The organism is Mycobacterium heckeshornense (genome assembly GCF_016592155.1).
GTDB lineage: Bacteria > Actinomycetota > Actinomycetes > Mycobacteriales > Mycobacteriaceae > Mycobacterium > Mycobacterium heckeshornense.
In genome coordinates, this window is sequence record NZ_AP024237.1 from 3,837,826 (window position 1) to 3,859,176 (window position 21,351).

17 protein-coding genes and 1 riboswitch are annotated in these 21,351 nt (G+C 66.0%); of the genes, 13 read left to right on the forward strand and 4 right to left on the reverse strand.

Going from position 1 to position 21,351, the window contains the following annotated elements:
• Nucleotides 1-72 precede the first annotated feature (72 nt).
• Complete coding sequence (gene rfbD, locus MHEC_RS18520) at nucleotides 73-930, reverse strand: dTDP-4-dehydrorhamnose reductase (RefSeq protein ID WP_048892922.1); 858 nt, start codon at nucleotides 928-930, stop codon at nucleotides 73-75.
• 66 nt (nucleotides 931-996) lie between these two features.
• On the opposite strand from rfbD, the gene MHEC_RS18525 reads away from it, so the two are divergent.
• The 9 genes from MHEC_RS18525 (at nucleotide 997) to MHEC_RS18565 (ending at nucleotide 12,018) form a co-directional block, all read left to right on the forward strand.
• A complete protein-coding gene (locus tag MHEC_RS18525; protein WP_099869163.1) occupies nucleotides 997-2,484 on the forward strand; it encodes an LCP family protein in 1,488 nt (495 codons plus the stop codon).
• Between the two features lie 34 nt (nucleotides 2,485-2,518).
• Nucleotides 2,519-3,193: a TIGR03089 family protein gene (locus MHEC_RS18530; RefSeq protein WP_048892938.1), complete on the forward strand. Its 675-nt coding sequence runs from the start codon at nucleotides 2,519-2,521 to the stop codon at nucleotides 3,191-3,193.
• A gap of 101 nt (nucleotides 3,194-3,294) precedes the next feature.
• On the forward strand, nucleotides 3,295-3,576 hold the full coding sequence (locus MHEC_RS18535) for a DUF1490 family protein (RefSeq protein WP_048892924.1): 282 nt from the start codon (nucleotides 3,295-3,297) through the stop codon (nucleotides 3,574-3,576).
• Complete coding sequence (gene ctpC / locus MHEC_RS18540) at nucleotides 3,554-5,704, forward strand: manganese-exporting P-type ATPase CtpC (RefSeq protein WP_048892925.1); 2,151 nt, start codon at nucleotides 3,554-3,556, stop codon at nucleotides 5,702-5,704. The genes MHEC_RS18535 and ctpC overlap by 23 nt, the downstream gene beginning before the upstream one ends.
• A gap of 28 nt (nucleotides 5,705-5,732) precedes the next feature.
• Nucleotides 5,733-5,909, forward strand: a riboswitch (cobalamin riboswitch).
• A 38-nt stretch (nucleotides 5,910-5,947) separates the two neighbouring features.
• Complete coding sequence (locus MHEC_RS18545) at nucleotides 5,948-7,138, forward strand: ABC transporter substrate-binding protein (protein WP_048892926.1); 1,191 nt, start codon at nucleotides 5,948-5,950, stop codon at nucleotides 7,136-7,138.
• Nucleotides 7,135-8,163 carry a FecCD family ABC transporter permease gene (locus MHEC_RS18550; RefSeq protein ID WP_048892927.1) on the forward strand — a complete coding sequence of 343 codons (1,029 nt, stop codon included), beginning with the start codon at nucleotides 7,135-7,137 and terminating at the stop codon, nucleotides 8,161-8,163. Before MHEC_RS18545 ends, MHEC_RS18550 begins: the two co-directional genes overlap by 4 nt.
• Complete coding sequence (locus MHEC_RS18555; protein ID WP_048892928.1) at nucleotides 8,160-9,845, forward strand: ATP-binding cassette domain-containing protein; 1,686 nt, start codon at nucleotides 8,160-8,162, stop codon at nucleotides 9,843-9,845. Before MHEC_RS18550 ends, MHEC_RS18555 begins: the two co-directional genes overlap by 4 nt.
• A complete protein-coding gene (locus MHEC_RS18560) occupies nucleotides 9,842-10,414 on the forward strand; it encodes a DUF7676 family protein (protein ID WP_048892929.1) in 573 nt (190 codons plus the stop codon). Before MHEC_RS18555 ends, MHEC_RS18560 begins: the two co-directional genes overlap by 4 nt.
• Nucleotides 10,411-12,018 carry a PPE family protein gene (locus tag MHEC_RS18565; protein WP_048892930.1) on the forward strand — a complete coding sequence of 536 codons (1,608 nt, stop codon included), beginning with the start codon at nucleotides 10,411-10,413 and terminating at the stop codon, nucleotides 12,016-12,018. Before MHEC_RS18560 ends, MHEC_RS18565 begins: the two co-directional genes overlap by 4 nt.
• A 7-nt stretch (nucleotides 12,019-12,025) precedes the next feature.
• On the opposite strand, the gene MHEC_RS18570 is transcribed toward MHEC_RS18565, so the two are convergent.
• Nucleotides 12,026-12,682 (reverse strand): cation transporter, encoded by a 657-nt coding sequence (locus tag MHEC_RS18570; protein ID WP_048892931.1) that lies wholly within the window; start codon nucleotides 12,680-12,682, stop codon nucleotides 12,026-12,028.
• Nucleotides 12,683-13,426: 744 nt separating this feature from the next.
• Here MHEC_RS18570 and MHEC_RS18575 point away from each other — a divergent pair.
• From MHEC_RS18575 to MHEC_RS18585, 3 genes are all read left to right on the forward strand, one after another.
• Nucleotides 13,427-14,332, forward strand: coding sequence for a class I SAM-dependent methyltransferase (locus MHEC_RS18575; RefSeq protein ID WP_048892939.1), 906 nt, complete (start codon nucleotides 13,427-13,429; stop codon nucleotides 14,330-14,332).
• Nucleotides 14,332-15,519 (forward strand): CoA transferase, encoded by a 1,188-nt coding sequence (locus MHEC_RS18580; RefSeq protein ID WP_048892932.1) that lies wholly within the window; start codon nucleotides 14,332-14,334, stop codon nucleotides 15,517-15,519. The genes MHEC_RS18575 and MHEC_RS18580 overlap by 1 nt, the downstream gene beginning before the upstream one ends.
• 168 nt (nucleotides 15,520-15,687) lie before the next feature.
• A complete protein-coding gene (locus MHEC_RS18585) occupies nucleotides 15,688-17,421 on the forward strand; it encodes an IS1634 family transposase (RefSeq protein ID WP_071700660.1) in 1,734 nt (577 codons plus the stop codon).
• Nucleotides 17,422-17,661: 240 nt separating this feature from the next.
• On the opposite strand, the gene MHEC_RS18590 is transcribed toward MHEC_RS18585, so the two are convergent.
• Both MHEC_RS18590 and folE read right to left on the reverse strand, forming a co-directional pair.
• Entirely contained in the window at nucleotides 17,662-18,159 is a 498-nt protein-coding gene (locus MHEC_RS18590) for a 6-pyruvoyl trahydropterin synthase family protein (protein ID WP_048893867.1), read from the reverse strand.
• Nucleotides 18,160-18,216: 57 nt separating this feature from the next.
• Complete coding sequence (folE, locus tag MHEC_RS18595) at nucleotides 18,217-18,906, reverse strand: GTP cyclohydrolase I (protein WP_235435023.1); 690 nt, start codon at nucleotides 18,904-18,906, stop codon at nucleotides 18,217-18,219.
• A gap of 838 nt (nucleotides 18,907-19,744) precedes the next feature.
• Here folE and MHEC_RS18600 point away from each other — a divergent pair.
• Entirely contained in the window at nucleotides 19,745-21,262 is a 1,518-nt protein-coding gene (locus tag MHEC_RS18600) for an IS1634 family transposase (RefSeq protein ID WP_048893889.1), read from the forward strand.
• Nucleotides 21,263-21,351 lie beyond the last annotated feature (89 nt).

Genomic DNA, 21,351 nt, shown 5'->3' on the forward strand with positions numbered 1-21,351 from the left:
TCGCCGACCGTCGGCCCTGGAGGCGATCGCAAGCGCGGCGGAGCCGGGCGCAGCGGGTCGCCGACCGTCGGCCTATGCGCTCAAGGCAGCGGCCAGCGCGTCCCGCCATCCCCGCAGCGGTGTCAGTCCTGCCCGGGCCGACAGCCGGTTTGACAGCGCGGAATACGCCGGCCGACGCGCCGGGCGCGGCTTGTGGTCACTGCTGACCGGCCGCACCCGATCGGGATCGGCGCCGAGTTCTTCGAACACGGCGCGGGCTTGCTCATACCGGGTGACCGCGCCGTCGTTGGCGGCATGCACAACCGGGGCGCGCACCTTGCCGTCGGCCACCTCCAGCAGGGCCGCGCACAAGTCCGCGACATAGGTCGGTGACCCGGTCTGGTCGTCGACCACTTCCACGATGCCGTCGCGGGCAGCCAGCCGGCGCATGACGGCCACGAAATCCTTGCCGCTGCCGCCGGTGTAGACCCAGGCGGTGCGCACCACAGTGGCCTGCGGCAGCATCGCCAGCACAGCCAGCTCACCGGACAGCTTGGTTTGCCCGTACACACTGAGCGGACCGGTTTCGTCGCCGGGCTCATATGGACGCGGCGACGACCCGCCGAACTCCCCGCTGAACACATAGTCGGTCGAAATATGGATCATGCCCGCACCGGCGTGGGCACATGCCCGTGCGATGTACTCCGGGCCGGCCACGTTGACCGCGCGGGCAGTCGCCTCGTCGCTCTCCGCCCCGTCGACATCGGTGTAGGCCGCGCAGTTGATCACCACGTCGCCGCCCTCGATGATCCGCCGGGCAGCGTCGGGGTCGGTGATATTCCATTGCGACGACGTCAGCGCCAGCACGTTTCGCCCCTGGCGGATGGCCTCGGCCGCCAGAAAGCTGCCCACCTGCCCACCGGCACCGGTGATCACGATCCTGCGCGACATGTTTTGAGTCTGGCACGCCGAGCGGAGACCTATCCCCCTCTACGGCTGTTACGGAAGTAATCTGAAGTGATGCCTGCGCAACGTGTGGTCCGCGCCGTTGCCACCGTGGCGGCCGTTGCCGTCGTTCTCGGGACCGGCGTGGCATGGAGCAGAGTCCGATCGTTCGAAGACGGGATCTTCCACATGTTCGCGCCCTCCCTGGGCCGGGGCGGCGACGACGGTGCGATCGATATTTTGCTGGTCGGGATGGACAGTCGCACCGACGCGCATGGCAACCCGCTCTCCGCGCAGGAATTGGCGACACTGCGGGCCGGTGACGAAACGGCGACCAATACCGACACGATCATCTTGGTCCGCGTGCCCAACAACGGGAAGTCAGCCACCGCGATCTCGATCCCGCGCGACTCGTATGTCTTGGCACCGGGATTGGGCAAGACCAAGATCAACGGCGTCTACGGCCAGGTCCGCGAAGAAAAGCGGGTCAGCCTGGTCCAATCCGGCGTCCCCGAAACCGAGGCCGAAGCGCGCGGCACCGAGGCCGGCCGCGAGGCCTTGATCAAGACGGTCGCCGATCTCACCGGCGTCACCGTCGACCACTATGCCGAGATCGGACTGTTGGGTTTCGCGTTGATCACCGATGCGCTCGGCGGCGTCGACGTGTGCCTCAAAGAGCCTGTGTACGAACCTCTTTCGGGCGCTGATTTTCCGGCCGGCTGGCAAAGGCTCAACGGCCCGCAAGCGCTCAGCTTCGTGCGCCAACGTCACGACCTGCCCCGAGGCGACCTGGACCGGGTGGTGCGCCAGCAGGTGGTCATGGCGAACCTGGCCCACAAGGTGCTCTCCGGTAAGACGCTGTCGAGTCCCGCCACGCTGGACCGGCTGCAGGGCGCCATCCAGCGGTCGGTGGTGCTCTCTTCTGGTTGGGACATCATGGATTTCGTCAAGCAGCTGCAGAAGCTGGCCGCCGGCAATGTCGCGTTCGCCACTATCCCGGTGCTCGACGAAGCCGGCTGGAGCGACGACGGAATGCAAAGCGTGGTGCGAGTCGACCCGCATCAGGTCCAAGAGTGGGTAGCCGGCCTGCTGCACGACCAGGACCAGGGCAAGACCGAGGAACTGGCCTACACGCCGGCCAAGACGACCGCGGACGTACTCAACGACACCGACATCAACGGTCTGGCCGCGGCGGTGTCAGAATTTCTGGTGGACAAGGGATTTACCGCCGGAACCGTCGCGAATAACGAAGCCGGGCACGTCAAGAACAGCCAAGTGCGCGCCGCCAAAGCCGATGACCTGGGGGCCCGACAGGTCGCCAAAGAGCTCGGCGGGCTGCCCGTCGTCGCCGACCCGGCGGTGCCCGCAGGATCGGTGCGGGTGGTACTGGCCAACGACTACACCGGCCCCGGCTCCGGCCTCGACGCCACCACCTCGACGACGTCGACGGGGTCGGCTTCGCACTCGCGCTCAGCGGGCGGGCCAGCCACCGCAAGCACCGCACCCCCACCGTCGCCGATACTGACCGCCGGCGCGGATCGCCCCGAATGCGTCAACTGACGTGACCAATCTCAGCGAAGCGATCCTGGACCCGATGCTGCGCACCGACCCGGTCGGACCGCGCATCACCTACTACGACGACGCCAGCGGTGAGCGCATCGAACTCTCGGCCGCAACTTTGGCCAACTGGGCAGCCAAAACCGGCAATTTGCTGCGCGACGAGCTCGGCACCGTTGCGGGCGGCCGGGTCGCGGTATTGCTCCCGCCGCACTGGCAAACGGCGGCGGTGTGTTTCGGCGTGTGGTGGGTCGGGGCCGAGGTGGTATTTGGCGCCCCGGCCGACATCGCATTGTGCACGTCAGCGCGGCTGCCTGAGGCCGACGCCACCGGCGCCAGCGAGGTGGCGGTGCTGTCGCTGGATCCCTTCGGGCGCCCGGCCCGGGATCTACCGGTCGGCGTCACCGACTACGCCACTGCGGTCCGGGTGCACGCCGACCAGATCGCCGCAGAGCGCCGTCCCGGACTCGCGCTGGCGGGCAGGTCTGTCGATGAGGTGCGCACCGCCTGCCGGACAGCGGCTGCGACCCGAGGTCTGACGCCGACGGATCGGGTGCTCTCGACGAAGTCGTGGGCGACGCCCGACGAGCTGGTCGACGGTCTGCTGGCCATCCTCGCCGTCGGCGCATCGCTGGTGCAAGTGGCCAACCCCGATCCGGCGGCGTTGCCGCGCAGGATCCAGACCGAGAAGGTCACCCGTGTCCTCGAGTGACGACCCCCTGCTCCCCGACCGGCTGGACACATATTGGTATCGCAATATTTCTATGTTAGCGTCGTCGGGAGGACTGACCGGAGCCGAAGGAAGGTTAGACGATGGTCGTGCACGGGCTACTCGGGAAGGCGGCCACAACGGTGGTGACCGGACTGGCCGGGGTGACCGCCTATGAGCTGCTGCGAAAAGCATTGGCAAAAGCCCCGTTACACGAAACCGCGGTGGCGGCCGCGGAGTGGGGCTTGCGCGGGACCCGGCGCGCGGAGGAAGCAGCCGAATCGGCCCGGCTCAAGCTCGCCGATGTGATGGCCGAGGCCCGGGAACGCATCGGCGAAGAGGCGCCTACCCCGGCGATCAGCGATGCCGACCAGCACCAACACTGATCCGTCGGTCGTTTCCGACGCGGCTGGCCGCATGCGGGTCGACGTCCCCTGGGTGCGGTGCAACCCGCGTCGTGCGGTCGCGGTCGAAGAGGCCGTGGACCGCCAAGACGGCGTGCGCGTCGTGCACGCCTACCCCCGCACCGGGTCCGTCGTCGTCTGGTATTCGCCGAGGCGGTGTGATCGTTCGGCGGTGCTGGCGGCGATCAAGGAAGCCGCGCACACTGCCGCCGAGCTGATCCCGGCCCGTGCGCCGCATTCATCGGAGATCCGCAACGCCGACGTGCTGCGCATGGTGATCGGCGGTGTGGCGCTGGCGTTGCTGGGCGTGCGCCGCTACGTGTTCGCCCGCCCGCCGCTGCTCGGACCGACCGGTCGGCTCGCCGCCACCGGCGTCACGATCTTCACGGGATATCCGTTCCTGCGCGGCGCCCTGCGCTCGTTCCGGTCCGGCCGCGCCGGAACCGATGCTTTGGTGTCCGCCGCGACGGTGGCCAGCCTGGTGCTGCGGGAGAACGTCGTGGCGCTCACCGTGCTATGGCTGTTGAATATCGGTGAGTACCTTCAAGATCTGACACTGCGCCGGACCCGGCGCGCCATCTCGGATCTACTGCGCGGCAGCGCCGACACCGCGTGGATCCGCCTGAGCGACGGCAACGAGGTTCAGGTGCCGATCGATACCGTGCAGATCGGCGACGAGGTGGTGGTCCACGACCACGTGGCGATCCCGGTCGACGGCGAGGTGGTCGACGGGGAGGCGGTCGTCGACCAATCTGCCATCACCGGGGAGACCCTGCCCGTCAGCGTGCTCGTCGGCTCGATGGTGCACGCCGGCTCGGTGGTAATGCGGGGCCGGCTCGTGGTGCGTGCCCGCGCGGTGGGCAGTCAGACGGCGATCGGGCGCATCATCACCCGTGTCGAGGAGGCTCAGCACGACCGGGCCCCGATTCAGACTGTCGGCGAAAACTTTTCGCGCCGCTTCGTGCCGACGTCGTTCATCGTGTCGGCGCTTACCTTGGCGATCACCGGCGACGTCCGGCGTGCGATGACCATGCTGCTGGTGGCCTGCCCATGCGCGGTGGGGCTGGCCACCCCGACCGCGATCAGCGCGGCCATCGGCAACGGTGCCCGCCGGGGCATCCTGATCAAAGGCGGCTCTCACCTCGAAGAGGCGGGACGGGTAGACGCCATCGTCTTCGACAAGACCGGCACCCTTACCGTTGGTCGACCGGTGGTGACGAATATCATTGCTATGCACGATGATTGGGAGCCTGAACAGGTCCTGGCCTATGCGGCCAGCTCAGAGATCCACTCCCGTCATCCGCTGGCGGAGGCGGTGATCCGCTCGACCGAAGAACGGCACATCACGATCCCGCCGCACGAGGAATGCGAGGTCCTGGTCGGGCTCGGCATGCGGATGTGGGCCGACGGACGTACGCTGCTGCTGGGCAGTCCGTCCCTGCTGGAGTCCGAAAACGTCGCCGTATCAAGGGAAGCGGCGGAGTGGGTAGACAAGCTGCGGCGCCAGGCCGAGACCCCACTGCTGCTCGCGGTGGATGGCATGTTGGTCGGACTGATCAGCCTGCGCGACGAAATCCGCCCAGAAGCGCCTGACGTGCTCAATAAGCTGCGCGCCAATGGAATTCGCCGCATTGTTATGCTTACCGGCGACCACCCAGAGATCGCCGCGGTCGTCGCCCGCGAGCTGGACATCGACGAGTGGCGCGCCGAAGTGCTGCCGGAGGACAAGCTCGAAGTGGTGCGCCAGCTGCAAGACGAGGGCCACGTGGTGGGCATGGTTGGCGACGGCATCAACGACGCACCGGCACTGGCGGCTGCCGACATCGGAATCGCTATGGGGCTGGCCGGAACCGATGTCGCGGTGGAGACCGCCGATGTCGCGCTGGCCAACGATGACCTGCAGCGCCTGCTCGACGTGCGGGATTTGGGGGCCCGGGCGGTCGAAGTCATCCGGGAGAACTACGGCATGTCGATCGCGGTCAACGCCGCCGGGTTGATGATCGGTGCCGGCGGCGCGTTGTCGCCAGTGCTTGCCGCGATTTTGCACAATGCGTCTTCGGTCGCGGTGGTCGCCAACAGTTCCCGACTGATCCGCTACCGCCTCGACTAAATGCGGGCGACCTGATCGCTTACTTGCGAACGGTATGCAACAATGACGCCCGTAAGGCGATGACGACGCAGGAAGCCGGTGCGAATCCGGCGCGGTCCCGCCACTGTCATCGGGGAGCGACCCTCAACAGCCACGGCCGCGAGCTGGAAGGCGAGGCGAGCAGCGATCCGAGAGCCAGGACACTCGCGTCATCGCGTCCTGCGACCCCGGGGCGGTGTACCCCGAGAGAGCTGACCGACGTCCATGCCACGTCTTGCATGGGTGGCCGTCGTCATGGCCGCCTGTCTGGCGCTTATTGCGGGCGCCTGCGCGACCCCGCCGGATACCGGCACGCGCTTGAATCCTGCGTGCATTAGCGACTTCAAGCCGGACACCGACTACTTCCCGGACAAGTCGACGGTCACCGATGCCACGAATTTCACGATCAGCTACCACCTCAGCTACCAGGTCCTGACCGTCAAGCAGCCCTATCCGAATGCCGCCCCTGAGTCGTATGTGCTGGTGCGCTGCGGCGCGCCGCGCCCGCTGCTGGCCGGTGAGCTAACGCACGCCCGGCAGATAACGGTGCCGGTCACGACCATGTATTCGGCTTCGACAACCCACCTCGGCATGATCGCAGAACTCGACCAAACCGATGTGGTCAGCGGCGTGGCGACTGCCGCGAACGTCGTCAGTCCGCGACTGCGCCAACGAATTGCTACCGGCCATATCGCCGAGTTCGCGCCCGGTGGGCAGGTCGATATCGAGACGGTGATTGCCGCCCATCCCGATGTGTTGGTGACCCAGGGCACCGACGACCCGAGCTACGCCAAGCTGCGCGACGCCGGCGTCGGCGTGATCGCCGATGCCGAATGGCTGGAACCCACTCCGCTGGGCCGGGCCGAGTGGGTCAAGGTGTTCGCCGCGCTGACCGGCACCGAGAAGAAGGCGGGCGAGCTCTACCGCACGCTGCGCGACGAGTACCGCAAGGTCGCCGCGAAGACCACGGGCGTCCGGCCCGTCGACGTGCTGCCCGGCGAGATGTATCACGGTGTCTGGTCGATGCCCGCCGGCGGCGACTATGCCGGCCGGCTGATTGCCGACGCGGGCGGCAGCTACCCGTGGGCGGACGACAAGCGCGCGGGAAGCCTGCAGCTGAACTTCGAATCGGTCTTCGCCAAGGCCGGGCAGGCACCGCTGTGGCTGGTCATCAGCAATTGGACGACCCTCAATGACGCTCTGGCACAAGACAACCGGTACACCGAGTTGACGGCAATGCGTACTGGTCAGGTGTGGTCGGCTACGAAATCGCTTGGCCCGGGCGGCGGCAACGACTACTGGGAGCGCGGTGTGGCGCGCCCGGATCTCGTGCTGGGCGACCTCGTGGCGATCCTGCATCCCGACCTCGCCCCCGGCCACCAGTTCCAGTTTTACCGCCAGGTGATGCGGGCATGAGCCGCGCGTTGGTGGTGTGGACGACATTGGCCGGGGCCGTCGCTGCGCTGGCTCTGCTGGGGCTGGTCCTCGGCCCGGCGCGGGTGCCGCTGCCCGAGACCGTCCGGGTGCTCGTCGGTGCTCAGGCAGCCGACCCGCGCTGGCAGGTGATCGTGACAAGCATACGGCTGCCGCGGGTCCTCACCGCGATCGCTGCGGGCGCCGGGCTCGCGATCGCGGGGCTGCAGATGCAGACACTGTTTCGCAACACCCTCGCCGACCCGTACGTGCTCGGTGTCAGTTCCGGTGCGAGCCTTGGGGTTTCCGTCACGGTAATCGGTAGCGGATCCGGCTTCACGGTGGGGCTGGCCGGAGCCGGTCGCGCCGGCGTGGTTCTCGCCGCCGCAGCCGGCGCCGCACTGGTGCTGGCCACGGTCCTGGTGCTTGCGCGGTGGGTGCGCTCGCCGGCGACCCTGTTGCTGGTCGGCGTCATGGTGGGCTCGGCGAGCACCGCGGTCGTCAGCGTGTTGCTGGTCTGCGCAGATCCGCAGCGGGTGCAGCAGTACCTGCTGTGGGGGCTGGGCAGCTTCGCCAGCACAACGTGGGCGGATCTGCGGCTGCTGCTGCCCGTCGTCGCGTCGGGATTGGTGGCGGCAGCGCTAATAGTGCGCCCCTTGAACGCCCTGCTGCTCGGCGAGGCCTACGCGCGCACCATGGGCGTCGACGTGCGGCGGATCCGGCTCACCACTGTCGCGTCGGCGTCGCTGCTGGCTGGGGCCACGACGGCGTTCTGCGGCCCGATCGCGTTTCTTGGTTTGGTAGTGCCACATCTGGCTCGGCTGGCCGTAGGCAGCTCCGATCACCGGCTCGTCTTGCCGACGGCGGTCTTGCTGGGCGCCGCCGTCGCGCTGGGATGCGGGCTCGTCAATCAGCTTCCCGGCAATGGTGCGGTACTTCCGGTCAATGCGGTCACCGCGCTGATCGGTGCCCCGATTGTCGTCCTCGTGCTGCTGCGCAGTCACCGCGGGGTGGTGATGCCGCAGTGATCGAACTGCATGACCTCGCCATCGGCTACCGCGGCCGGCGCCGTACCAGCGTGGTCGCGGCCGGCCTGCACGGCAGCGCCTTTCGGGGCGAGCTCACCGTGCTGCTGGGTCCCAACGGCTGCGGCAAGTCCACCCTGATCCGCACGCTGTGCCGACTGCAGCCCGCCCTTAGCGGCCACGTACGGCTCGACGGCAAGGATCTGGCCGCGCTGGCGCCCGGTGAGCTCTGCCGCCGAGTCGCGGTGGTGCTAACCGACCGCTTCGACCCGGGCCTGTTGTCGGCGAGGGAACTCGTTGGCCTCGGCCGCATCCCGCATCTGGGCCCGACAGCCAGGCCGACACGCGGCGACCACGCCGTCGTCGGCTGGGCGTTGCAAGCGGTAGGCGCCGCGCACTTGGCCGACCGGCCGGCGGCCGACCTCTCCGACGGCGAACGGCAACGAGTTCTGATCGCCCGCGCGCTGGCCCAGCAGCCGTCGGCGCTGCTGCTCGACGAGCCGACCGCCTTTCTGGACGTCGGGTCCCGCGCCGGGTTGGTGGCGGTGCTGCGCAGCCTGGCCCGACGTCGGCGACTGGCGATCGTGATGTCCACGCACGACTTGGAACTGGCGCTGCGGGCCGCCGATCGGGTGTGGCTGCTGGGCCCAGACGGCACGCTCGCCGACGCGATCCCCGAAGATCTCCTGCTCTCCGGGCGCGTCGGCTCAGTATTCGGCAGCGACACAGTGCATTTCGACTCAGCAAACGGAACGTTCATGGTACGGAACAGCGGCGGGCGGTGCGCCCGCGTTGACGCGCCCGAACGGCTGCATGCTGCCTTTGAACGCGTGCTCGCCAGGGAAGGCTGGCGTATCGGCGAACCCGCCGAAATTGTCGTCACCGCAGCGGAACCGGACCGGATCACTGTGCGTACCGCAGGCTGCGCCACTCCCGTCCCGCTGGACAGCCTGCCTGCGCAGCTTCGCGCGCTTCCGTCCAGCGCGCATCGCTGCGCACCGCAGCCCCTCACCCTAGCGGTGCTCGCCCAATTAGCTTCCGTCAGCACATATTTCGTCATCGGCACCGGACCGTGCGACCAACGCTGGCGGCCTGTATCCCAGCTGTATACCGACACCGAGGCACTCGGCGCCGTCGTCGGTCGGGTTCAGGCGCGCATCGACACCTCGGAGCGCCGCGTGGCAGTGTCGACGTTCTTCTTCGACTTCGCCGCGCGGCTGTGGTCAGTCGGGCTGGGCGCGCTGGTGCGCCACCGACTGCTGCTCGATCTGGCTACCGAGCAGCTGTTGTTCCGGGAGACCGACGGCAGGATTGAGCTGCATATCGAACATCCCATCGCCTGGCAGGGTGACGACTTAGCGCCGATGCTGGCCGACATCGTGTTGGAGACGCACCTCATTCCGCTCACCGTCGCGCTGCGCCGCCTCGGACCGATCTCGCCGCGGCTGCTCCGCGGCAACGCCGCGTCAGCGCTGCTCGGCGCCGCCCGGGTCCTGGGCGGTGACGCCACACAGCTGGCTCAAAGATTGTGTGCCGATCAAAGGCTCAGCGGCACAATCCGCTTCGGCGATACCGGCTACCGCCGAACCAGCTGCTGCCTGTATTACCGCACACCTGGCGGCGGGTTGTGCGGCGACTGCGTGTTCACGACCAAGCCTGACGAACGCAGAAAGGTGACACCATGACCGACACCACCCCTCCCATCGTCGAAACCGAAGGCGGCGGGCGAGAACAGCGTTGGCCGCTGCCCGTCGATGAGCACAGCCTGCTCGAGCTGATCCGCCTGTGCTTCGAAGAGTATTGGGACGAAATCTGGTTCGGCGTCATCATGGAGGGCGCGGCCTGGGAAGTGGCGGCGCCAAACCCGCCCAAGCGAATCTCGATGCACGACGGATATGCCACCGTCGACTTCGGTCGCTGGCATTTCCACCTGTGCATCGGCGAGCACCGGGCGAGTGGGCCAGAGCTGGGCCGGATCCGCAAGTGCACGCACGCCGAGCTTTATCGCCGCATCGGGGCCGATGATTACCCCACCTCGTGGGGTGTGCGCCTGTTCAACGGGCGTAACGAACAGATGATGACGCTGCTGCTGCCTAACCCATTTTTGACCAACGACCAGCAGATCCGCGATCAACCGGTCTGGGAACAACTCGAACTGTGGGATCGGTTGCGGGCCAAGTATCTAGGGCTGGACCCTGATCCAGTCGACCGCGCGGGCAAGGGTTTTCGGCACGAAAGACAGGAAACCCGATGAGCTCACCGATCTGGCTGGCCTCGCCGCCGGAGGTGCATTCGGCGCTGCTGAGCAGCGGCCCGGGCCCGGGCCCGTTGCTGGAGTCCGCGGCTGCATGGACCTCCCTGAGCACCGCCTACAGCCAGGCGGCTGACGAGCTGACCGCGCTGCTGGACACCGTGCGCGCGGGAGTCTGGGAGGGTGCTACCGCAGCGGCGTATGTGGCCGCCCATGCGCCCTATCTGGCGTGGCTGGAGCAGGCCAGCGCTGACAGCGCCGCCGCGGCCGCGCAACACGAAACGGTGGCGGCCGCCTACAGCACCGCGCTAGCCGAGATGCCGACCCTGGCCGAACTCGCCGCCAATCACGCCGCCCACGCGCTATTGGTGGCGACGAACTTCTTTGGGATCAACACGATTCCCATCGCACTGAACGAAGCCGACTATGCGCGCATGTGGATTCAGGCCGCCACCGTGATGAGCACCTATGAGGCGGTCTCAGCCGCAGCGGTTTCGTCCGTGCCTCAGACCTCGCCGGCCCCCGAGATTGTCAAGTCCGACGCCGTGACAACCCTCGCTGGCGACAGCTCGCCCGAACCATCGCAAAACGTCTTCCAATGGTTGGACGGGCTGGTGCAACAGTTTCTGCCCCCGGAACTGCGCGACCTGATCGGCAGCCCGTTGTACGTCTTCGAAAACCCTGACCACTTCATGAGTTGGTTTAACTACAATCTGGTTCCCCAGCCGGGCGTGACGTTCGCGGACGCGGTCAATGAATTCCTGGCGGGACCCGGGTATTACATCGAGTTTTATCCGACGATTGTGCAGGCGGCCAACGGCAATCTCGGAGTGCTGGTTTTCGCCTCGCTTGTCTACTTCTCGGAAATCGGCTTCGAGATGTTCAGCGAAACGCTTCGGGTTAGCGTCTATCTGGTCGCAACCACTCCGTTCGTACCGCTGGCGACGGCGGCTGCGCTACCCCTCGCTGCGGCCCCCGCGGGCGCCGCCGGTGGCGTCGCGGGCCTGGCGGGGCTGGCCGGCCTGACCCAGCCGGTCGTGGTGCCGGTGACGCCGCCCCCGGGATTCACCCCGGCCATCATCGCCGCTAGTGTCCCGGCTCCTGCATCGGCCGGCGGCCCGGCACCGGCACCCGAGGCGGCTCCGGCGTCGAGCGCTGCGCACACCCCGCTTTCCGCGCCGACACCACCCCCGCCACCGGCGACGCCGGCAGGGCCGGAACTGTTCTCCTACCTGGTGGGCAACCTAAGCATGGGCTCTCAGAGGGGTGCCGGCGCCGACGCCAAGAAAAAGGCATCCAAGCCCGATACCGCCGCAGCCCCGGCCGCCGCCGCGGCAACCAGGCAAGAGGGCCCGGCAGGTCCGCGCCGGCGACCGAAGGTTCGACACGTCGGTCGCGGCTACGAATACATGGACCTCGAAGCACAGCTCGATACCGCAACGGTGATGGCCTGGGAGCAGGGTGCTGGGACGCTTGGCTTCGCCGGAACCGTCCGCAACGAGACCGCCACGGCGGCGGGGCTGACCAGGCTGGCCGGCGATGCGGTGGCCGGTGGTCCGCGCTTGCCATTGATGCCCAATACCTGGGGTCAAGCAACCGACGGCTGACGCGTATTCAGCACCCGCAGTCGTCGCCGCGCCAAGCGCGGACACCCTGCCACACCGCGGCCGCTGCAATCACCAGTCCGATCGTGGGATCCAGCCACCAGCCGCCGGACCAGCCGGCGGTGACCACAAGGCCCACCAACACCGCGGCCGCCTGCGCGCCGCACAAGTGGTTCTGGATGCCTTCGCCGGAGGTGGCCGCAGAACCGAGCATCGCGCCGAGATGCTGTTTGATCTGGCCCAGGATCGGCATCAACACCACCGCAACGGCCGTCAGTGCGATACCGATTGCCGACGGCTCGGCGTGATGCCGCTCAAGCAGCTCCTGGACGGATTCGGCGGCGATGTAAGGGGCGGTCAGCCAAAACGACACCGCCACCCCCCGCTGAGCGCGCCGCTCAGCGGATTCGGACAAGGTGCGCCGACCGCTGAATCGCCAGATCACCATCGCGCTCGCCAAGGCTTCGGGCGCACTTCCTAGCGCCCATCCGGTCAACGCGATCGACTTGACCGTCAGGCCTTGCCATAGCCCGACCGCACCCTCCGCGAGCATGGCCATCAGGCTGACCCAGGCCAGCCTGCGCGCCCACGCCGCGGCCCGGTGCCAGGCCGCATTCCGGGCGAGCGGCGTCGGGGCGGCGAGCTCTGCGGGACGAGGCGTGGTCACCAGGCGATGGTAAAGGTCGGCTTGCGGATGCTCTCGGCCGGCGCGCTCGAGGCCGCACCCGCGCTGTTTCGCCGTCAGTGCTAACCGGCTCGCTACTCCGTATTCGGCGCCTGGGGCGAACCGGCATGCGTTGCCCCGGGCAACGCCTGGCCGGCGCCCTCAAAGGTCGGCCAGTTCGGCGAAAAGTCACCTGCAGCGGCATCCGCAATGCCTACGCTTTTACCAAGCTGTCTTGCGGGGCTGCTTCATTCGGCTCTGCGGGGAGCGGAGAATGGCGCAATACAAGAAACCAGGCAAGGCTGGAAAAACGAGGGCCGTCCGCGCCTTTCGTGACCACTTCCGGAAAGCGCCCTGAAACGTAAGAAAAAGCTCCCAGGACATCTCGGCTTCCCCAGGGGCGGTAAACCGACCCGTGCTGACCCGAGAAGCAAGAAGTGGAGCACCTTTGCGCGCCAGTGCAATTTGGCGAGTTTCTCTGGAAAGGGCCGACCCCGTGGCCGTGTGAGGAGTCGCACATCTCCCTTGGGCAACTAGCGATGCCATAGCAGTTGATTGCGGGCCTGGTAGCGACCATCTGTGCGGCACAGGGACGGCTGCTGCGCCGATCGGGGCACGATGATCGCCGACTTCATCGAGCGGCGAACCGCTGACTGCTGCGACGAATCATGGCCGGGCAGCAGGAGAATCAGCGCTAGAGACCAGGCGCCAAACCCGGTTGCTACCGGCATCGTTACCCTGGCCAGCATGGCGCGTACCGACAACGATACCTGGGATCTGGCAACTAGCGTGGGGGCCACCGCGACCATGGTGGCCGCGGGCCGAGCCCGCGCCACCAGAGCCGGGCTCATCGATGATCCATTCGCCGAACCGCTGGTGCGGGCCGTCGGCATCGACTTTTTCACTCGCTGGGCCGCCGGCAAATTGCATTCTGCCGACGTCGATATCCCGGGCCACCCGTGGGGCATGCAGCCGATGACCGACCTGATGGCGGCACGAACCCGGTTTATCGACACCTTCTGCGCCGACGCGGTGGCAGCCGGCATCCGTCAGGTCGTCATCCTGGCCTCCGGCTTGGACGCCCGCGGCTACCGACTGGCCTGGCCCGCGGGAACGACAGTTTTTGAGATCGATCAACCACAAGTGCTCGATTTCAAGGCGACCACTCTCGCCGCGCTGGGCGCCGAGCCGACGGTCGAGCTTCGGGCCGTGCCGATCGATCTACGACACGACTGGCCGGCGGCGCTGCGGCAAGCAGGGTTCGAAACCGGGACGCCGACCGCGTGGGTCGCTGAGGGGCTGCTGGCATTCCTCCCGGCGGAAGCGCAGGATCGCTTGCTGGACAACATCACCACGCTCAGCGCGGACGGCAGCAGACTGGTGGCAGAGATCTTCCTGAACTCGCCGGAATCGCTGGATGTCATGCACACCGCCGCCCAGAAATGGTACGAGCACGGCCTGGATGCCCACATCGACGACCTGTGGTATCCCGGCGATCGCCGTGATGTCGCGGAATACCTCGACCAGCGCGGCTGGCGGACCGTCCGCACGAGGTCGAGTCAATTATTGGCCGACAACGGATTACCGGTCCCGCCGCGCATCAACAGCGAAACCGAAAACTACTATTGCACCGCGCTCCGGAGCAGCAACTAATGCCCGACGGCGAGGGTCCCAAGCCCCTGGACGGGTTTCGGGTACTCGATTTCACCCAGAATGTGGCCGGCCCGCTGGCCGGACAGGTGCTGGCCGATCTTGGCGCTGAAGTCATCAAGGTGGAAGCGCCCGGCGGGGACGCCGCCCGCCAGATCACCGCGGTTCTTCCCGGCCGGCCACCGCTGCCCACCTATTTCCTGCCCAACAACCGCGGCAAGAAATCGGTGGCCGTCGACCTGACTTCCGATGAAGCCAAACGGCAGATACTTCGGCTCGCCGACAGCGTCGATGTCGTGCTTGAGGCCTTTCGCCCTGGTGTCATGGAAAGAATGGGGCTGGGTCCCAACGAATTGCGTTCGCGCAATCCGAAACTCATCTATGCGCGATTATCGGCGTACGGCGGCAACGGTCCCCATGGCGACCGGCCGGGCATCGACCTGATGATTCAGGCGGAAGCCGGCATGACCTCGGGGATGCGCACACCGGAAGGCAAGCCTCAGCTCATCCCGTTCCAACTCGTCGACAACGCCAGCGGTCATGTGCTGGCCCAGGCGGTGCTCGCCGCTCTGCTCAATCGAGAGCGACACGGCGTCGCCGACGTCGTCAGTGTCGCAATGTACGACGTGGCAGTCGGATTGCAAGCAAACCAGCTCACCATGCACCTAAACCGGCGCAGCGACCCAATACCCAATGTGGAACCAAAAACGAAGCGCCGCAAAACCGTTGGTTTTGCCAGCCAGCCATCGGATGCGTTCCGTGCCGCAGACGGGTACGTCGTCATCAGTGCCTACACCCCCAAGCATTGGAAACTGCTGTGCGAAACCATCGGCCGACCCGATCTGCTGCACGACCAAAGGTTCCTCGACCAACGCTCTCGGTCGATCAACTTCGCCGAATTGACCGACGAATTGGAATCCACTTTGACCACCAAGACAGCGGCTGAGTGGGTAGAACTATTGCAGTGCAGGGGATTAATGGCGTGTCTTGTGCACACGTGGAAGCAGGTCGTGGACACCCCGCTCTTTGCGGAGAATCAACTGGCACTGCAGGTCGGAACCGGCGACGACGCGATCACGGTGGTCCGCACCCCGGCGCGCTACTCCAGCTTCACCGCGATTGCCACCGACCCGCCGCCGGCTCCCGGCCAGCACAACGAGGAGTACTTGTCGGGCCTGGAAACAGCCTAGCCCGAAGTTCCCCCCTTCTGAGAGGGGGCTGATTTCCTTTCTGCTTTGTGAGCAGGTGTTTCAGTGTTCATGTGCCGGCAAGGCGTAATCATGTATTCGCAAGACTTGTTCGGCGTGTCATTTTCTAAATTCGCTACTCTCGTACTGCTGTTGTGCTAGAAAGTAATCATGTACGTGACGCGGGTGCCCAACCGTGGATCACCGCCGGCGGTGCTGTTGCGCGAAAGTTACCGCGAGAACGGCAAGGTGAAAACCCGCACGCTGGCCAACCTGTCGCGCTGGCCCGAGCACAAGGTGGACAAACTGCAGCGCGCGCTCAAGGGCCTGCCGGGGACGGGCGATCTGGCCGGGGCGTTTGACATCACCCGCAGCCTGCCGCACGGGCATGTGGCCGCGGTGTTGGGCACCGCCGCCAAGCTGGGCATGGCCGAGCTGATCGACCCCGCCCCGTCGCGTAACCGGGACTTGGTGTGCGCCATGCTGGCCGCGTCGGTGATCGAGCCGGGCTCCAAGCTGGCGATGGCGCGCGGGCTGCGCATCGAGACCGCCACCAGCACCCTGGGTGCGGTGCTGGGCGTGGCGGGTGCCGATGAGGATGACCTGTATGACGCGATGGACTGGGTGGTCGAGCGCCAGGATGCCATCGAAAACTCGTTGGCCGCACGGCATCTGGCCAACGGAACCCTGGTGCTCTATGACGTGTCCTCGGCGGCGTTCGAGGGCCACACCTGCCCGTTAGGGAAAATCGGGCATGCCCGCGACGGGGTCAAAGGCCGGTTGCAGATCGTCTACGGGCTGCTGTGCTCACCAGCCGGGGTGCCGATCGCCATTGAGGTGTTCGACGGCAACACCGCCGACCCGAAAACCCTGGGCGCCCAGATCACCAAGCTCAAGACCCGGTTCGGGCTGACCACCATCGCCCTGGTGGGGGATCGGGGCATGCTCACCAGCGCGCGCATCCGCGACGAGCTGCACCCGGCGCAGTTGGATTGGATCAGCGCGCTGCGCGCCCCGCAGATCAAGGCATTGGTCGACGACGGGGCGCTGCAGCTGTCGCTGTTCGACGAGCAGAACCTGTTCGAGATCACCCACCCCGACTACCCCGGCGAGCGGCTGGTGTGCTGCCACAACCCCGCCCTGGCTGATGAGCGTGCCCGCAAACGCGGCGAGCTGCTGGCGGCCACCGAACACGAACTACAGACCATCGCCGAGGCCACCCGCCGCGCCAAACGACCACTACGCGGGCGGGACAAGATCGCGCTGCGGGTGGGCAAGGTGCGCAACAAGTTCAAGATGGCCAAGCATTTTGACCTGCAAATCACCGACGAAGCGTTCAGTTTCTCCCGCAACCAGGACGCCATCGCCGCCGAGGCCGCCCTCGACGGCATCTACGTGCTCCGCACCAGCCTGCCCGACCAGACACTGCAGCGCGACGAGGTCGTGCTGCGCTACAAGGACCTCGCCGACGTCGAACGGTTCTTCCGCACCCTCAACACCGAACTGGACGTGCGACCCATCCGGCACCGCCTCGCCGATCGGGTGCGCGCGCACATGCTCCTACGGATGCTGTCCTACTACATCAGCTGGCACATGAAACAAGCCCTCGCACCAATCCTTTTCCAGGACAACGACAAACCCGCCGCCGCCGCCAAACGTGCCGACCCCGTCGCTCCCGCCCAACGCTCCGATCAAGCGCTGGCCAAGGCAGCGCGCAAACGCACCGAAAACGACTACCCGGTGCACAGCTTCACCAGCCTGCTCGCCGACCTGGCCACCATCTGCGCCAACCACATCCAGCCCACCGACGACCTGCCGGCATTCACCAAGATCACCAACCCCACCCCACTACAGCGGCGAGCCTTCGAACTACTCGGCGTCTCACACCGCCACGGACTCGCGTAGTCAGCACACCAACACAAAACCCCAGCTCAACCCACTAAACCGCTCCACACCAGGGGGAACTTCGGCCTAGCCACGCCACGTCGGAGTCACCGGGACTGCCGGTGCGGCAGCACGGTGACCCATCTGCGGCGGGGCGACATCCAGCGCAAGCCACCGTCGGCGAACCCGAACAGGTTTCGACCTCGTCAACAACTACTGCCCGAGCTGGTCGACAGTGACGGGTCAAGCGGCACCGAGAATTCAAATGACCGCTCTGACGCGCTTCGCGTGATCCCCGTCGAGCACAGCGCTGCCGGGCGGATAGGTAGCCGCTGGCGGTCCGCCGCGCATCCACACCGCCTCATTATTCGAACCCTCTGTCAGCTGTACGTAAAGCAGATCGAGGGCCGGAAACTGCGCCTCGGTCAACCGTGCAATCTCGGCCGCGATTGCCTCAGTTGTGGGCCTATCACTGAGCAGGTATCTCTTGAGCCCGTGCGTGACCAGGTAGCCGACGAATTCGTCATCTTTGTGCACGATGAAGGCATGGTCTAGCAGCCGGTCGATCATCTCTTTGAGTTCGGCTTTGACAGAGCCGAATTCAACCGCCAACGGCCATCCCGGACGCTGGTCGAACATCCACCAGCAGGTGAAGTTATGGCCGTGAATATTTCGGCACTTCTCGCCTGCGCCGGTCAGCCCGAGGATGCGGTGGCCGGCGGAGAACTCGTGTCGAACCCGAACCGTGGTTGTGCTCATCTCATGCCTTCCGGTCGATACCATGCTGACAATGCAAGGCCCGCAAACCCCTATTCATCACGGGCTCGCCAGGTGCAGACGATGTACGAGGGTTATGTCGTGGTCCATCCACGACCCGTTTCTGGCCTCTGTTGTCGTTTCGGCGTGTGGTTCGCACACGCCGCGCAGCCTCATACAGTCGTGTCGCGCCGTGATGAGGCACATTGCACCGGAGGGGTTGAGCTTGCGCATGATCCCGGCGGCCACCTGGTGGCCGATGCGCTCCTGAATTTGAAGACGGGCAGCGTAGCCGTGAAACAGCCGAGCCAGCTTCGATATCCCCACCACCCGCTGCCCCGGACTGGGACGGTAAGCGACAGTGGCGCGGCCCGAGAACGGCAACAGGTGGTGGGCGCATGTCGACGCGAATGAGATGCCATGCATGACCACGAGCCCGGGATCGGCTGGTGCCGGGAAGTCGGTGTCAAGATGGTCTTCCGGAACCTCGCCATAACCCCACAACATTTCTCTCCACGCACGCGCCACGCGCTCCGGCGTCTTGGCGGTGTGCTCCCCCTCATTCATCCCAAGCGCCTCGAGAAGCTGCTGCACGGCCTTCTCGACGGCGCTATCGCGTCCATCGATATGGAACGTCTCCGTGTCGATCAACGGATATTCAATAGCTGCGGTGGCGGAGATCGTGGTCATGCCATTGACGAAACCGACTGCCTCAGCCGCAGTCACAGCCGAGCCGCTCAAGCCGTTCACGAACAAACCCTTTCCTGCCTGGATGGACTTTCACCTTGTCTAGTGGTATTCGGATCACACTGTGTCGTAGCGGTTCAACGCTGTCTGTCAGCTGATCGACTACTGTGGGGGGGAATTTCGTGTCCACCAATCGAACGAGGCAAGCTTTCTGCTCGGCTCATCGCGACGCGATCGCCGTGCTCTTCATTCACCTCCTGTCGGCCGCTGGTCAAGGCACCCCTTCAGCGTGGCGGCCATCCAAGGCTTCCCTGCGACGGTCGCTGTCGCGTTTGGCGTCGCCGAATCTTTGGGCCCAACGGCATGTCGATGCGCCGACCGAAGACACTTTCCGCCGCAGATCGTTCTGGTGACCACCGCGCGGTACCCAGGTCCGCACGAGCTGGCGGCGCCATCGCTCGCGTCATTCCGGCCTTCAATGGCTACGCAGATGCGCTAACGGTCTGCGGCGCGGATCAGTGGAGTTTCGGTTACCAGGCGAAAGCTACCCTGCCTGCCGGTGCATCGTTGTGGTGCGATTTACCGATATGCTTCCGGCCATAAAGCTGGCTTGTGGCGGTCTGACAAATTGGGCTTCGGACTTAATTGGCTATTCGCGGACGCTGGTGTGGGCATTTCGCGCAATTTTGGGACAATTTTTGTGCTTACAGCCATGCTCGCCATGGTTGATACTCTGCCGCCGGACGGCGCTGACATTGGCGACATACTCATGGCCGTCCGCATCCTGTCCTGACTTGGGCCACTTTTGGAGGATCGGGGTGGTTGCGAGTCGCTGAGCTGGGGTTTTCGGTCGCGGCGGGTCGGAAGGTCTGCACTAATTGAAGTTCTTTAGTGTGCGCTGGTGGCGTATGTGCGCACGGTGAAGACGGCCTCGGGAGCAACCGCGGTGCAGATCGTGTGGTCTTCGCGGCGGGGATCGCGCCAGATTGAGCACCTCGGCTCGGCGCACAGTGAGGCCCAGCTGGAGGCGCTCAAGGCGGCTGCGGCTCAGCGCGTGGCTGCCGGTCAGCAGAGCCTGGACTTGGGACTCGAGCAGGCCGCTGCCGGCGGTGGCCGGCCGCTGGAGATCGTGGGCTCCTGTTCTGAGCACCTGTGGGAGGCGTTGTGTCATGCCTATCGGGTGCTGGGCTTTGATGCCGCCACCGATGGAGATGAGGTGTTTCGGGACCTGGTGGGCGCCCGAATCATCGAACCGACCAGCAAGGTCGATGCGCTGCGGGTGCTTTCGGAGACCGGGGTGGATTCGCCGGCCTATCGGACGGTGAAGCGGCGGCTGCCGATTTTCGCCAAACCCGAATTCCGGCAGGCACTTTCGGCTGCATGTGCAGCGCACGCTGCGTTGGGTCCGGCCAGCCTGGTGCTTTACGACGTGAGCACCCTGCACTTTGAAACCGATGCCGTTGATGGGTTTCGCGAGCCCGGGTTTTCCAAGGAACGTCGACTCGATCCACAGATCACCCTGGGTTTGTTGACCGATGCGACTGGGTTCCCGCTGACAGTGGCTGCCTTCGAGGGCAACAAGGCCGAGACCGCGACCATGTTGCCGGTGATCAACGCGTTCAAGACCGCCCACCGCTTGAGCGAGGTCACCGTGGTCGCTGATGCCGGGATGATCTCTGAAGCCAACCAGGTCGCCCTGCAGGCCGCGGGGTTGTCGTTCATTCTGGGAACCCGGATCTCATTGCTGCCCAACGTGATCGCCGAATGGCGCGCTAAGCACCCGGACGAGGTCATCCCGGACGGGTTGGTGTTAACCCAGCCGTGGCCGGCCACCTCAGCGGAGAAAGCGCGCGGTATCCCGGATCGGGTCATCTACTACCAGTACCGACATGACCGGGCCCGGCGCACCCTGCGCGGCATCGACGAGCAGATCGCCAAGGCCCAGCGCGCCGTGGATGGGCATGCCCCGGTCAAGCGCAACCGCTACATCCAACTCAGCGGTGCGACCAAATCGGTCAACCGCGCCTTGGAGGCCAAGACCCGTGCGCTGGCCGGCTGGAAGGGCTACACCACCAACTTGGTCGAACAACCCGCGCAGTTCGTCATCGACGCCTACCACCAGCTGTGGCGCATCGAGAAGGCCTTCCGAATGTCCAAGCATGACCTTCAAGCTCGCCCGATCTACCACCGCACTCGCGACTCGATCGAGGCGCACCTCAGCGTCGTGTTCGCCGCCATGGCTGTATCGCACTGGATCGAACGCCAAACCGGCTGGAGCATCAAGAAATTCGTCCGCACCGCACGCCGCTACCGCACCGTGCAGATTCGCGCCGGACGACAAATCCTCACCGCCGCCGACGCCCTACCCGACGACCTCGCCGAAGCACTCGCCAAGATCCGCACCGACGGTGCGCACTAATTTGGCCCAAGTCGGGTCACAGCCATGCTCGCCATGGTTGATACTCTGCCGCCGGACGGCGCTGACATTGGCGACATACTCATGGCCGT